Source organism: Pseudomonas sp. Marseille-Q7302, from assembly GCF_965111925.1.
In genome coordinates this window covers 3,041,781-3,055,870 of sequence record NZ_CBCOPK010000001.1, presented here as the reverse complement: position 1 = coordinate 3,055,870, position 14,090 = coordinate 3,041,781, and the positions used below count along the sequence as shown (strand labels likewise).

At 66.0% G+C, this 14,090-nt stretch carries 12 protein-coding genes; 6 read left to right on the top strand and 6 right to left on the bottom strand.

Annotation, left to right across the window (positions count from 1 at the left end):
* Positions 1-19 precede the first annotated feature (19 nt).
* Genes ACWPW1_RS14250 through ACWPW1_RS14240 form a run of 3 tightly spaced genes read left to right on the top strand, consistent with a single transcriptional unit; the run spans position 20 to position 2,729 of the window.
* On the top strand, positions 20-904 hold the full coding sequence (locus ACWPW1_RS14250; RefSeq protein ID WP_059315361.1) for an NAD(+) kinase: 885 nt from the start codon (positions 20-22) through the stop codon (positions 902-904).
* Positions 904-1,863 carry a metallophosphoesterase gene (locus ACWPW1_RS14245; RefSeq protein ID WP_454253255.1) on the top strand — a complete coding sequence of 320 codons (960 nt, stop codon included), beginning with the start codon at positions 904-906 and terminating at the stop codon, positions 1,861-1,863. The genes ACWPW1_RS14250 and ACWPW1_RS14245 overlap by 1 nt, the downstream gene beginning before the upstream one ends.
* Positions 1,860-2,729 carry a rhomboid family intramembrane serine protease gene (locus ACWPW1_RS14240; RefSeq protein WP_454253254.1) on the top strand — a complete coding sequence of 290 codons (870 nt, stop codon included), beginning with the start codon at positions 1,860-1,862 and terminating at the stop codon, positions 2,727-2,729. The genes ACWPW1_RS14245 and ACWPW1_RS14240 overlap by 4 nt, the downstream gene beginning before the upstream one ends.
* Here the strand turns inward: ACWPW1_RS14240 and ACWPW1_RS14235 are convergent, their stop codons facing one another.
* Positions 2,730-3,053, bottom strand: a complete 324-nt coding sequence (locus ACWPW1_RS14235) for a hypothetical protein (protein WP_454253253.1) — start codon at positions 3,051-3,053, stop codon at positions 2,730-2,732.
* Positions 3,054-3,124: 71 nt separating this feature from the next.
* Positions 3,125-4,891: a thiamine pyrophosphate-requiring protein gene (locus ACWPW1_RS14230; RefSeq protein WP_454253252.1), complete on the bottom strand. Its 1,767-nt coding sequence runs from the start codon at positions 4,889-4,891 to the stop codon at positions 3,125-3,127.
* A 111-nt stretch (positions 4,892-5,002) separates the two neighbouring features.
* Between ACWPW1_RS14230 and prmB the strand changes: the two genes are divergently transcribed.
* Together prmB and ACWPW1_RS14220 are read left to right on the top strand one after the other, a co-directional pair.
* The gene (gene prmB / locus ACWPW1_RS14225) at positions 5,003-5,917 is read left to right on the top strand and encodes a 50S ribosomal protein L3 N(5)-glutamine methyltransferase (RefSeq protein WP_059315356.1); all 915 of its coding nucleotides are present in this window, start codon (positions 5,003-5,005) and stop codon (positions 5,915-5,917) included.
* Positions 5,918-5,968: 51 nt separating this feature from the next.
* Complete coding sequence (locus tag ACWPW1_RS14220; protein ID WP_059315355.1) at positions 5,969-7,288, top strand: DEAD/DEAH box helicase; 1,320 nt, start codon at positions 5,969-5,971, stop codon at positions 7,286-7,288.
* 48 nt (positions 7,289-7,336) lie between these two features.
* Here ACWPW1_RS14220 and ACWPW1_RS14215 read toward each other — a convergent pair whose 3' ends face one another.
* From ACWPW1_RS14215 to ACWPW1_RS14200, 4 genes are all read right to left on the bottom strand, one after another.
* Entirely contained in the window at positions 7,337-9,169 is a 1,833-nt protein-coding gene (locus ACWPW1_RS14215; protein ID WP_313647222.1) for a GGDEF and EAL domain-containing protein, read from the bottom strand.
* Between the two features lie 103 nt (positions 9,170-9,272).
* On the bottom strand, positions 9,273-10,235 hold the full coding sequence (gene egtD / locus ACWPW1_RS14210) for an L-histidine N(alpha)-methyltransferase (protein WP_454253251.1): 963 nt from the start codon (positions 10,233-10,235) through the stop codon (positions 9,273-9,275).
* A 3-nt stretch (positions 10,236-10,238) separates the two neighbouring features.
* Positions 10,239-11,522 (bottom strand): ergothioneine biosynthesis protein EgtB, encoded by a 1,284-nt coding sequence (gene egtB, locus ACWPW1_RS14205; RefSeq protein WP_454253250.1) that lies wholly within the window; start codon positions 11,520-11,522, stop codon positions 10,239-10,241.
* 98 nt (positions 11,523-11,620) lie between these two features.
* Positions 11,621-12,850, bottom strand: a complete 1,230-nt coding sequence (locus ACWPW1_RS14200; protein ID WP_454253249.1) for a carbohydrate porin — start codon at positions 12,848-12,850, stop codon at positions 11,621-11,623.
* Between the two features lie 206 nt (positions 12,851-13,056).
* Here ACWPW1_RS14200 and ACWPW1_RS14195 point away from each other — a divergent pair, with 206 nt between their 5' ends.
* The gene (locus ACWPW1_RS14195) at positions 13,057-14,001 is read left to right on the top strand and encodes an NAD(P)-dependent oxidoreductase (protein ID WP_454253248.1); all 945 of its coding nucleotides are present in this window, start codon (positions 13,057-13,059) and stop codon (positions 13,999-14,001) included.
* Positions 14,002-14,090 lie beyond the last annotated feature (89 nt).

Genomic DNA, 14,090 nt, shown 5'->3' with positions numbered 1-14,090 from the left:
ACGGGGCCGCCGGCGCGTCATGGACTCCTTTCGTAACATCGGCATCATCGGTCGACTCGGCAGCACCCAGGTGCTGGATACCATCCGCCGGCTCAAGACCTTTTTGCTGCAACGCGGGTGCAACGTCATCCTGGAAAACACCATTGCCGAGGTGCTGCCCGGGCATGGTCTGCAGACGGTGTCGCGCAAGCTCATGGGCGAGATCTGCGACCTGGTGATCGTGGTCGGCGGCGACGGCAGCCTGCTCGGCGCCGCCCGCGCCCTGGTCCGTCCACGCGTGCCGGTGCTGGGCATCAACCGTGGCAAGCTGGGGTTTCTCACCGACATCCGTCCCGACGAGCTGGAGACCAAGGTCGCCGAGGTGCTCGACGGCCAGTACCTGATGGAGACGCGCTTCCTGCTCGACGCCTTCGTCGAGCGCGGCGGCGAGATGATCGGCCAGGGCGATGCGCTCAACGACGTGGTGCTGCACCCCGGCAAGTCCACCCGGATGATCGAGTTCGAGCTGTACATCGATGGGCAATTCGTCTGCAGCCAGCGCGCCGATGGCCTGATCGTCGCCACGCCCACCGGCTCCACCGCCTACTCGCTGTCGGCCGGCGGCCCCATCATGCATCCCAAGCTGGATGCCATCGTGGTGGTGCCCATGTACCCCCACACCCTGTCCAGCCGACCCATCGTGGTGTCCGGCGACAGCACCCTGTCGATCCTGGTGTCGCCGAACATGACGATCTATCCGCAGGTCTCATGTGATGGCCAGAATCATTTCACCTGCGCACCCGGCGATACCGTGACCATTCAGAAGAAGCCCCACAAGCTCAGGCTGATCCATCCGCTGGATCACAACTACTACGAGATCTGCCGGACCAAGCTCGGCTGGGGCAGTCGGCTGGGAGACGACTGATGCCCCTGGGCTACGATCTGATCGGCGACATCCATGGCTGCGCCCATACCCTGGACCTGCTGCTGGAGCGCCTCGACTACCGGCAGGTGGACGGCGTCTGGCAGCACCCCGAGCGCCAGGCGATCTTTCTCGGCGACCTGGTCGACCGCGGGCCGCGCATCCGCGGCTCCCTGCGCCGGGTGCGCGCCATGGTTGAGGGCGGTCATGCCCACTGCATCCTCGGCAACCACGAACTCAACGCCCTGGCCTGGCACACCCCGGCCAGTCCCGGTACCGGCCAGACCTGGGTGCGTGAACACACCCCTCGGCACCGCCAGCTGATCCAGGAGACCCTGGCCGCCTTCGCCGATCATCCCCAGGAGTGGCAGGACCACCTGCGCTGGCTGTACACCCTGCCGCTGTGCAAGGACTTCGGCCACTTCCGCATCGTCCACGCCTGCTGGGATCAGCCGCTGATCGATGAATTGCTGCATCACTATCCCGATGCCTGTATCGACGAGGATTTCGTGCGCCAGTCCATCATCGCCGGCAGCCTGCCGAGTCGGGTCGCTTCGCGACTGCTCAACGGCGTGTCACTGCCCTTGCCTCATGGTCTGCGCCTCACCGGCAGCGATGGCTATGTGCGAGCGCGCTTTCGCACCAAGTTCTGGGAGAGCGATCCCCAGACCTACGGCGACGTGGTCTTCCAGCCCGATGCCTTGCCGGCGGAAATCGCCTGTGAGCGTCTGAGCGAGGAGGAAAAGGCCGGGCTGCTCTGCTATGGCGAAGGTGAGCCGCTGCTGTTCGTCGGTCACTATTGGCGCGATGGTCATCCCGAACCCCTGCGGCCCAACCTGGCCTGCCTGGACTACAGCGCGGTCAAGTACGGCAAGCTGGTCGCCTATCGCCTCGATGACGAGCGCCAGATCGACCCGGACAAGTTCGTCTGGATCGACGTGCAGCGCGAGGAGGGCCGATGAACCAGCCGCAACCCGTGCTACGCGTGCCGCTGAGCCGCGATCTGCTGGGCTTCACCCGCCTGCTGCGCCGGCTGCAGATCCGCCATCGCGTGGTGGAAGAGGGCGACAGCCAGGTGCTCTGGGTGCTGGACCCTCTGCGCGTCGAGGAAACCCGCAGCCTCTATGAGCGCTATCCCGATGGCGATCCCCAGGGCGAAGTCCAGATCACCCGGCGGCTACGCGGCTTCGGCCTGCTGGCGCAGCTCAAGGCCAGCCCGGTCTCCGCGGTTTTCCTCATCGTCACCCTGGTCCTGGGCCTGGTCACCGAACTGGGCGACAACCTGGCGCTGATCCATTACCTGACGCTGCAGGAATTCCGCCTGATCGATGCTGAGCACATCGCCTTTCTCGATCTCGACGTCAGCCTGTCCCGAGGGCAATGGTGGCGCCTGGTCACGCCGATCTTCCTGCACTTCGGCCTGCTGCACCTGGCGATGAACGCGCTCTGGTTCTGGGAGCTGGGCCGACGCATCGAATTCCGTCAGGGCGGCCTGATGCTGCTGCTCCTGACGCTGGTCTTCGCCATTGGCTCCAACCTCGTGCAGTACGCCTGGACCGGGCCGGCGCTGTTCGGCGGCCTGTCCGGCGTGCTCTATGGCCTGCTCGGCCATTGCTGGCTGTTCCAGTGGCTGTCACCCAATCCGGCCTACCGCATGCCGCGCGGCGTGGTGGCCATGATGCTGATCTGGCTGTTGATCTGCCTCACCGGGGTCTTCGACCTGCTCGGCTTCGGCTCCATCGCCAATGGCGCTCATGTCGGCGGCCTGGTGCTGGGCTGCCTTACCGGCTTGCTGGGCGGTGCGCTGGCGCGTCTGCGCCAGCGCTGATCAGCGCCGCCGCTTGAGTTCCGGGGCCAGGCTCAGGGCGTTGCGATAGCGCCCACGGTGCTGGCTGCTTCGGCGGAGCCAGAGCCCGATCAACAAAGACAGGATACCCCCGCCCAGGAAACCCTGGGCCGTCTCGCGTGCCATTGGCAGGTAAGGCGTCACCTGCGGCAACTGCAACCAGGCCACGGTGCCGACAAGCAACGCGGCGAGGCCAGTGAGTGCGGAGAGCGTCCCCACGCCAGCGGTCAGGGAGGTCAGAAAGGGCCGCCGCAAGCGCAGCGGCGGCGGATCGAAATGGTCGTGCTCGGGCAACTGCATGCTCATACCCCAGGCTTTTTATCAGGCCGCCGAGGTTATACGCCTCGACGTGCCTTGGCGAGCCTGAAAAGCCCGGGCTAGCGCAGCAACTGCCGCGCACCCTGCTTGAGCATGTCCCAGCCGTTCGGATCGCCGCTGGCGATGGAGCCAAGGAAGGCCCGCGCCTGTTCGAAGCTGATGTGCGGCGGCAACGGTGGCACACTGGGATCGGTGACGAATTCCAGCACGACCGGGCGATCCGCCTCGAAGGCCTGCTGCCAGGCATCCGCCACCTCGTCCGGTCGATGGATGCGCAGGCCCTTGAAGCCCAGCAGCTCGCCATAGCGCGCATAGGGGAAGTCGAGCACGTCCTGGGCCGGCGCGAACTTGGGATCACCGGCCAGGGCGCGCTGCTCCCAGGTCACCTGGTTGAGGTCGCCATTGTTGAGCACCATGACGATGAAGGTCGGGTTGCTGAATCTCTTCCAGTACTGCTGCAGGGTAACCAGCTCGGCGTTGCCGTTCATCTGCATGGCGCCGTCACCCACCAGGGCGATCACCGGGCGGTCCGGGTGGGCGAACTTGGCGGCGATGGCGTAGGGAATGCCGCAGCCCATGGTCGCCAGCTTGCCCGACAGCGAGCCCATCATCTGGCCGCTCATGCGGATGTCGCGGGCGTACCAGTTGGTGTGGGAGCCGCTGTCGCCGCAAAGGATGGCGTCGCGTGGCAACTGGCTGGACAGTTCGAAGAACACCCGCTGCGGATTGATCGGATCAGCCGGCGCGAGGGCGCGCTGCTTGATCGAGTGCCAGGATTCCGCGACGCTCTTTTCGATGCGCGTGCGCCAACCATCGTGGGGCTTGCTCTCCAGCAGCGGTAGCAGTCGGCGCAGGGTTTCCGCGGCATCGCCCAGCAGCGGCTGCTCGATGGGATACCTCATGCTGATGTTGCGCGCATGCAGATCGATCTGTACCGCCCGCGCCTGGCCTTCCTTGGGCAGGAATTCGGTATAGGGAAAGGTCGAGCCAACGATCAGCAGGGTGTCGCATTCCTTCATCAGCACATCGCTGGCCTCGGTGCCGAGCAGGCCGATGGAGCCGGTGACGTAGGGCAGTTCGTCGGAGACCACGCCCTTGCCCAGCAGTGCCTTGGCTACCCCGGCGCTGAGCTTTTCCGCTACCGCCATGACCTCGCTACGTGCCTGCAGGGCGCCCGCGCCTACCAGCATGGCGACCTTCTTGCCGGCATTGAGGATATCGGCGGCGGCCTGCAGATCGTCTTCCTGGGCATAGGGCCGGGGTGGGATGGCCCCTGCGCCAGACAGTACATTGGCGTGCTGGTGTGGTGGGCTTTCCACTGCCGGCAGCTGCTGGATGTCGTTGGGGATGATCACCGTGGCCACCTGGCGCTCGGCGATGGCCACGCGGAAGGCGCGGTCGATGACATGGCGCAGTTGCGCCGGGTGCACCACCGTCTCCACGTAGGCGGAGACGTCCTTGAACAGGGTATGCAGGTCGACTTCCTGCTGGTAGTCGCTGCCAAGCGAAGAGGCGGCCTGCTGGCCCACCAGGGCAACCACCGGCATATGGTCCATCTTGGCATCGTACAGGCCGTTGAGCAGGTGGATGGCGCCGGGGCCTGAGGTAGCCAGGCAGACGCCCACCTCGCCGCTGAACTTGGCATGGGCACAGGCCATGAAGGCGGCCATCTCTTCATGGCGTACCCGCACATAGTCGAACTGGTCGGCCACCCGGCCCAGGGCGCCCATGATGCCGTTGATGCCATCGCCGGGATAACCAAAGATGCGCTCGACGTTCCACTGGCCGAGACGTTCCCAGAGATGGTCGGCTACGGTCTTGCTCATGTCGTTCTCCTCGTTGAAGGTCTAGGCTTAGGAAGAAGGGCCCGGACGTTAAGTTCCTGCAGCCGGACCGGGCGCGGGTTAGAATGCGCGGCTGATCATCCGGAGCCTTTCATGAGCGAATCCCGCCTGCGCACCTTGCGCGACCACATCCGCTGGGCCGTCAGCCGCTTCCATGCCGAAGAGCTGTTCTTCGGCCATGGCCATGACAACGCCTGGGACGAGGCCCGCGCCCTGGTGCTGGGCGCCGTGCACCTCCCCTGGGACACCGCCGACCGCTACCTGGACTGCGCCCTGGAAGACGACGAGCGCTACGAACTGGGCGTGCTACTGCACAAGCGCATCCAGGAGCGGGTACCCACCGCCTATCTGCTTGGCGAGGCCTGGTTCTGCGGTCTGCCGTTCACCGTCGACGAGCGGGTGCTGGTGCCGCGCTCGCCCATTGGCGAGCTGATCGAAGCGCAATTCGCGCCCTGGCTGCCGGCCACGCCGGCGCGCATCCTCGATCTCTGCACCGGCTCGGGCTGCATCGGCATCGCCTGCGCCTACGCCTTCCCCGAGGCCGAGGTGGCCCTGGGTGATCTGTCCTACGACGCCCTGGAAGTGGCCTGGCAGAACATCGAGCGGCACGGGCTGGAGGAGCGCGTCTATACCGTGCAGGGCGATGGCTTCGCCGGTCTGCCGGGGCAGCGCTTCGACCTGATCGTCAGCAACCCGCCCTATGTGGATGCCGAGGACTTCGCCGACATGCCGGCCGAATACCAGCACGAGCCCGCGCTGGGCCTGGCCTGTGGCGACGACGGCCTGGATCTGGTGCGACGCATGCTGGCCGAGGCCGCCGATCACCTCACCGAGCAGGGCATCCTGATCGTGGAGGTGGGCAACAGCCAGGTCCACGTCGAGGCGCTCTATCCGGAAGTCGATTTCACCTGGCTCGAATTCGAGCGCGGCGGCCATGGCGTCTTCCTGCTCGCCGCCGCCCAATGCCGCGAGCACCAGGCGCTGTTCCGCAGCCGTCTGGTCCCCTGATCACCCGTGGTCGCCCCGCGGCGGCCGCCCTTTCTTTACCGAGGTCTACCCGTGTTTACCGAACTCGCTCTGCACGAGCGCCTGCTCAAGGCCCTCGATACCCTGGGCTTCAAGACGCCCACTCCGGTCCAGGCCGCTGCCGTCGGCCCGGCCCTGGAAGGTCACGATCTGCGTGTCACCGCCCGGACCGGCAGCGGCAAGACCGCGGCCTTTCTGTTGCCGCTGCTGGATCGCCTGCTCAAGGACCCCCAGCCCCGGTCGGGGGCCCGTGCGCTGATCCTGCTGCCGACCCGCGAGCTGGCCCAGCAGACCGCCAAGGAAATCGAACGCTTCGGCCAGTTCACCTTTCTCAAGGCCGGCGTGGTGATCGGCGGCGAGGACTTCCGCGTCCAGGCCGCCGGCCTGCGCAAGAATCCGGAGATCCTGGTGGCTACCCCCGGTCGCCTGCTGGAGCAGCGCAACGCCGGCAACGTGAACCTGAAAGACATCGAGATGCTGGTGCTCGACGAAGCCGACCGCATGCTCGACATGGGCTTCTCCGAGGACGTGCTGCAGATCGCCGCGAGCTGCGAGCGCGAGGGTCGCCAGACCCTGCTGTTCTCCGCTACCAGCGGCGGCAACAGCCTGCGCCAGGTGGTCGAGCAGGTCCTGCGCGAGCCGCAGAATCTCATGCTGGACCGTACCGGCGAACTGAACGAAGCCGTGGTGCAGCAGGTGATCCTGGCCGACGAGCCGCCGCACAAGGAGCGCCTGCTGCAGTGGCTGCTGGCCAACGAGACCTATCGCAAGGCCATCGTCTTCACCAACACCAAGGTGCAGGCCGATCGCCTGACCGGCCGCCTGGTGGCCGAGGGCCTCAAGGTCTTCGTGCTGCATGGCGACAAGGACACCAAGGACCGCAAGCTGGCCGTCGAGCGGCTGCAGAGCGGTGCGGTCAAGGTGCTGATCGCCACCGACGTGGCCGCCCGCGGCCTGGACGTCGAAGGCCTGGACCTGGTGATCAACTACGACCTGCCGCGCAGTGGCGACGAATACGTCCACCGCATCGGCCGTACCGGTCGCGCGGGCGAGGCGGGTACGGCGATCTCCTTCGTCACCCATGGCGACTGGAATCTGATGTCCAGCATCGAGCGCTATCTCAAGCTGAGATTCGAGCGTCGTCAGCTGCCGGGCCTCAAGGCCAGCTACAACGGTCCGAAAAAGCTCAAGGCCTCGGGCAAGGCCGCTGGCGTCAAGAAGAAAAAGACCGAGGGCAAGAAGGACGGCAAGGCCAAGACCAAGGCCAAACCCAAGTCCGAGCGCCGCCCCGGTGCCCTGGTGCCGACCTCGGCCGACGGCTTCGCGCCGCCGCGCAAGCGCACCCAGGAGTGATCCGGCGCCGTGCGTGAGGCGGGTACCGCTCACGCACGGCAGGGCAGGCTAGTGCTTGGCGGCGTTGTCGAACAGCTGGAAGACCGTCGCGCGACGGGTCGGCCGCTGCAGATCCGGTTGCTGGACCAGCAGCCAGGCCTGTAGCTCCGGTTCTGGCATGGGTTTGCCGATCCAGAAGCCCTGGCCCTCGTCGCAGCCCATGGCCAGCAGGCTGGCCAGCGCTTCGGCGGTCTCGATCCCTTCGGCGGTAATGCGAAAGCCCAGCTGATGGGACAGCTCGATCAGGGAACTCACGATCAGCCGGTCCTTGGTGCGATGGGTCAGCTCGCGGATGAAGCTGCGGTCGATCTTGATGGTATCGGCCGGCAGTTCACGCAGGTGCGAGAGGTTGTTGTAGCCGGTGCCGAAGTCATCGATGGCGATCCCTATGCCCAGCTCGCGCAAGGCGGCCAGTTGGCGGTGGATCAGCGCCGCATCGCCCAGCAGGGCATTCTCGGTGACCTCCAATTCCAGACGCCGAGCATTGACCGGATAGCGCCGCAACAGCGCGGTGGTCTGGTCGGTGAAGTCCGGATCGTTGAGGTCATGGGCGGAGATGTTGATCGCCACACCCAGGCCGCGACCCTCGCGCTGCCAGGCATAGGCCTGGCTGATGGCGTTCTGCATCACCCAGCGACTCAAGGCGGTGATCAGCGCGGTCTTTTCCGCCAGGGGAATGAATTCCGCCGGGCTGATCGGTCCCAGGTGCGGATGCTCCCAGCGCAGCAGGGCCTCGACGCTCTGGCAGCGCCCCGTGGACAGGTCGATACGCGGCTGATAGACCAGGCTCAGCTGGTCATCCGCACGCAGGGCCTGGGGCAGGGCGCTGAGCAGGGCGAAGGCGCGGCGGTAGCTGGCGTCGTGTTGCGGATCGAAGTGCCGGCAGCCGCGCATTTCGGCGCGGGCGTCATCCGCGGTGGCGATCAGGGCGCGTAGCCAGTCGGTAGGATGGTCGTCGGTCAGGGACATCACCCCCAGACCGAGGCGGCTCTGGATAGGAATGCCGTTGTAATCCAGCACCCCGGTCAGCTCGTGCTGCAGACGTTCGAGCAGGTCCCGCTGGGCGGCCTCGTCGGCGTCGTGCAGGAGAAAGCCGAAGCGCGCGGCGCCCAGCCGATACAGCGGCTGGTCGGACGGCAGCAGGCGGCGCAGGTGCTGCTTGATGGCGCGCTGCAGGCCATCGAAGTGCGCCTGGCCCATGGCCTTGATGAAGTCGTTGAGATAGCTCTGGGCGAACAGGTCGGCCGCCACCGCGACCACCCGGGTGCCCTGGCGGGTCAGGGCTTCGGCGTCCTCGATGAAGCGCTGGCCATTGGGCAGCTGGGTGACCGGGTCCCAGAAGGCCTCGGTACGCAGCAGCTCGATGTGCTGGGCCGCCAGCGCCGCCAGTTGCTGCAGTGCCAGCAGGCGGTCCTGAGGCAGGGCGGCCCGGGGTGCCGAATCGAACAGGCACAGGCTGCCCAGCATCAGGCCTTCGGCCGTGCGTAGCGGTGCGCCCAGATAGAAACGGATGTTCGGCTCCTCCTTGACCACTTTCAGCTCGGCGAAGCGCGCATCGCTGCGGGCGTCTTCCACCTGCAGTGGCAGGGAGGTTTCCTGCAGGTGCTGGCAGAACGACTGGGAGCGCGGCACGGTAAAGGGCATGCAGCCCACCGTGGCCCGGCAGTGGACCTGCTGGCCATCGAGAAAGCAGATCATGGCGTAGGGGACGTCGAACAGACGTGCGCAGAGGTCGGTGAGATCCTGGAAGGCACGGTCGGAGGGACGATCGATCAAGGCAAGATCACGCAGCAGTGCAAGACGCTGGCGTTCATTGGCCGCAGTGAGTGGAGCAGGCTCCATAGCAACGTCTCGGTGCGCTGTAGTAGCAGATTGCTACTTAGAGCGTGATCGGATCGAGAGTTCCCTTGTTGGTTGCATCACGACCGCCGGCACCTCCAGCGGCCTAGGCGGCGAAGTAGAAAACGGCGAACAACCGGGCCGGGTCGGTCCATACCTGTATCTGTCTGAAGCCAGCGTTTTCGGCGAGGGCGCGAAAGCTTTCCAGGCTGTATTTGTAGGAATTTTCGGTATGGAGCCGTTCGCCTTCGTGGAAGGTGAAGCTCTCGCCTTCCAGACGCACGGTCTGGTCGCGGGTACTGACCAGATGCATCTCGATGCGCGAGGCGATGGGCTCGAAGAAGGCCAGATGGCGAAAACGCGCCGGATCCAGGTCGGTATCCAGTTCACGGCGGATGCGCCGCAGCAGGTTGAGATTGAAGTCCGCGGTGACTCCGGCGGCGTCGTTGTAGGCCGCATCCAGTCGGGCCCGGTCCTTGATCAGGTCCACCCCGATCAGCAGGCCGCCAGTAGCCGGCAGCATCCGGTGCAGATTGCCGAGGAAAACGCCGGCTTCCTCGGGGGTGAAGTTGCCGATGCTCGAACCCGGAAAGAAAGCGATGGGCCGCAGGCCGTCGAGGCTGTCGGGCAGGGTCATCGGCTGACTGAAATCGGCGCAAGCGGCACTGACGTCCAGCCAGGGATAGTCGGCGGCCAGGCGCTGAGTGCTGCTGAGCAGGAATTCCCGCGAGATGTCGATGCCCAGGTAACCCGCCGGGCGCATGGCTTCCAGCAGCAGGCGCACCTTGCGACTGGCGCCACTGCCCAGCTCGACCAGCGCGGCGTCCCGGCCGGCCAGCCGAGCGATCTCGCCGGCCGCCGTGGCGAGGATTTTCTCTTCGGTACGGGTAGGGTAGTACTCGGGCTGCTGGGTGATTGCCTCGAACAGCTCCGAGCCGCGCTGATCGTAGAAGTACTTGGGCGACAACGCCTTGGGGGTCTGGGCGAAGCCCTGGAGCACATCGTCCCGCAGCGAGATGCCGGCGCTGGCCACCGGCTGCTGATCGAAGAAGCGCACGGCAAGGGCCATGGGTCAGACCTCTCTGGCCAGGCGCAGGCCGGAGAACTGCCAGCGCATGGTGGGATAGAAGAAGTTGCGGTAGGTGGCACGCACATGGTCCTGTGGGGTGGCGCAACAGCCACCGCGCAGCACCATCTGACCGGACATGAACTTGCCGTTGTATTCGCCCAGGCTACCCGGAAGTGGCTTGAAGCCGGGGTAGGGGCGGAAGGCGCTGCCGGTCCATTCCCAGACATCGCCGAACAGTTGGCGCATGCCCTGGCCTTCGCTGGCGACCGGTTGCAGACGGTCCTGCTCGACGAAATTGCCCAGGATCGGCTGGCGGGCCGCCACGGTTTCCCACTCCGCCTCGGTGGGCAGGCGGGCACCGGCCCAACTGGCATAGGCATCGGCTTCGTAGAAGCTCAGGTGGCAGACCGGCGCCGCGGGGTCGACGGGGGTCAGGCCGCCCAGGGTGAAGTGGTGCCAGACACCATCCAGCTTCTGCCAGTACAGCGGCGCCTGCCAGCCGAGGCTGCGGATGGCCGCCGCGCCGTCGGACAGCCAGAGGTCGCTGCGGCCATAGCCGTTGTCTTCGATGAAGGCCAGGTATTCGGCATTGGTGATTAGGCGGTCGGCCAGCTGGAAGTCATCGACGAACTGCCGATGAACCGGGGTTTCGCAATCGAAGGCGAAGCCTTCGCCGCCATGGCCGACATGACGGACGCCGCCCGGGTGCGTCTCCCAGCCCAGAGGCGCGACCTGGCGCGTGCTGCCCTTGGCCAGGTCGGCGCGATAGACCGGATGCAGCGGGTTCTGCGCCAGGATGTGCTTGATGTCCATGAGCAGCAGTTCCTGGTGCTGCTGCTCGTGGTGCAGCCCCAGTTCCAGCCGCCGCGCGATCTCGGCGGTGTGTTCGACTGGCGGGGCGCTGAGCAGCTCGGCCATGGCCTCGTCCACGGCCGCGCGAAAGCGATAGACGTCGTCCACGCCTGGGCGCGACAGATGCCCACGGGCCGCCCGGGGAAAGGGCTTGCCGTGGGTTTCGTAGTAGGAATTGAACAGGTAGTCGTAGGCGGGATTGGGCGTCTGGTAGCCCTTCAGGAAGGGCTTGAGGATGAAGGCCTCGAAGAACCAGGTAACGTGCGCCAGATGCCATTTCGGCGGGCTGACGTCCGCCATGCTCTGGATCACGTAGTCTTCGGTGGTCAGGGGCGCACAGAGCGCCTCGCTGGCGGCCCGGACCCGCCGAAAACGCTCCAGCGGGGTGGCAGCGGTATGGCTCGCGGCGGGCAGTTCGCGGGCGAGAGGATTCATGGCGTTCTCCCTGATCGGTCGTCCTGTGGTCAGGAAACCGACCGGGCAGCATAAGTTTAGTTCGCCCGGTTATGACGGGCGGTCTCGCTTGCCGGTCTCTACCACCAGGTTTCCAGCTGCACGCCGAAGTTGTTGCCGTGGCGGGCATCGCCGAAGGCACCGCTGTCGGATAGCGCCGTGCCGGCTACCGCAGCGTCCTGGGCGCCACGGTTCCAGCTGGCATAGGTCCAGTAGAGGCGGATCTCCGGGCGGTCCATCAGGCCCATGCCGCCCAGGGCCAGCGTCGGCGCGACGGTGACCTTGTTCAAGGTACGGGTGGCGCCGCTGTCCGGATGGATCTGGTCATGGCCGAATTCCACCTGCAGCTTGAACAGCCGGGTGAAGGCATAGCTGGGGCGCACGCCGAAGGAATACCAGGTCTGGCCACCGTCGCCCGGCGCCCGGTCGCGCTGGTAGAGCGCCAGCAATTGGCCGCCGAAGCGTGGCGTGATCTGCCAGCGCGGCGATTCGAGGATACGCAGGCTTTCATATTCCTGATCCGCGGTCAGGCTACCGGTGGCGCCCAGCCCGGTTCCCGGGCCACGACCATACTGCACGGTGAAGACGTTGACCCCACCGAAGAATTGCGCCTGCTTGTGCTCGGCGGTGGCTGACCAGCCGCTGTGAGCGCCCTCTATCTGGCCGGCGCGCTGGATATAGGACAACCCCAGTTCGATCTCGCCGCCAGGGTTGGTCTTGATGCCGCCGAGGTTGAGGTCATGGCGGTTGGCCTTGTCTGGCTGGTTGATGTTGTCTTCCCGACTGAAGGCGTAGCTCAATCGCACACCGCTGTCGCCCAGGCCGTAGTCCTCGATGCCGAAGCCGGTGCCACTCGGATTCCAGTAGTAGAAGTCGTTGATATGGATGTCGTGGCGCTTGTAGTAGCGCCGGCCGGCCCAGACGCCGCCACCGTTGAGCGCCGGCAGGCTGAGGCTGGTCCAGATCTGCGGCAGGCGCACGTTGCCGTTGTCGCCGCTGAAGGTGGGCGTCTGGTCGTAGACGTTGTAGAGGCTGGCCATGCCGTGCACCTTGAGTTCGGTGCCATCGACGCCCTTGTACAGCGTCTGGTGCAGTTCGAGTTCCCAGTAGGTCTCGCATTCGTTACCCAAACGGTACTTGGCCGGTGCGCCGGGCAGTTGGAAGCAGCTCTGCTTGCCGCCCGTGTCGGCGCCACCGACGCCCACCCGTCCGTAGCCGTTGAATTCCAGCGCCATGGCGGTCAGCGGCAGGCTGCTGGCAAGCAAGGCGAGGCAGGAGGCGGTGCCGGCCTGGCGGAGAACTCTACTCATCCCAAAAATCCCTCTGTGGTTGGCGAACGCCGATCGGACCTGGCGTCAGGTCGACAAGTTGCGCGAAAAGCTTCTCCTATCAAGGACTTGGAGTAGCGTCGACGCCATGGTGGGCCAGGCTGAAAGCGGCGGCCTAAAGAGAATGGTTGACGACCATGCCCTCCGCTGGCGACGCTGGGTTTTTTGGCCAGGTAAAGTATTACAAGATGAAACCGACGCTGCTGATGGCCCCGCAATTGCCTCAGGGACTGGTTACCCAGCTCGAAGCCCGCTACCGGGTACTGGGTCCCTTTCCTTCCGCGGATCCCGCCGCCTTGCCTGCCGGCGCCGAGGAGGCGGTGGCCCTGCTGACTATTGGCGGCCTGCCGACCCGCGCGGCCTTGCTGGACGCGCTTCCGGCACTGCGCTTGGTAGCCTGCTATGGCACCGGCTACGAGGGCGTGGAGCTGGCAGCCTGTCGCGAGCGTGGCATCGCCGTGACCACCGCCGGTGACGCCAATGCCACCGCCGTGGCGGAATTCACCTTTGGCCTGATCCTGGCCAGCGCTCGCCGCCTGTTGCAGGGCGATGCCTTCGTCCGCAGCGGCCGCTGGCAGGGCAACGCCGTCGAGCGCATGCCCCAGGTTCCGGGCCTGGCCGGGCGCCGACTGGGCATCTATGGCCTGGGCGAGATCGGTCGGCGCATCGCCCGCCGCGGGGAGGCCTTCGACATGGAGATCGGCTACTTCAATCGCTCGCCACGCACGGGGCTGGACTATGCCTATCACGGCAGCTTGCTGGAGCTGGCGCGCTGGAGCGATGTCCTGGTGGTGGCGGTGCGTGCCAGCGCCGAGACCGTGGGGGCGATAGACGCCGAGGTCCTGGCCGCCCTCGGAGAGGAGGGCCATCTGGTCAACATCTCCCGTGGCAGCGTGGTCGATGAGGACGCCCTGGCGGCGGCCCTGGAGCAGCAGGTCATCGCCGGTGCGGCGTTGGATGTTTTCGCCCGCGAACCCGAGGTGCCCGAACGCCTGCGCCAGCAGCCCAACCTGGTGCTCAGCCCCCATGTCGCGGCCAATGCGGCTTCGGCCCAACAGGCCCAGCAACAGGTGATGCTGACCAACCTCGAAGCCATGCTGGAGGGGGGCGAATTGCACAATCGCATCGCCTGAGAGCCTGTTAAAAGTCTGCTGCGCGTCGGCCAAACGGCGTTGAATACACCCTGGATCGCCAGCCCGGTCGGAATGCTCATTTACCACTC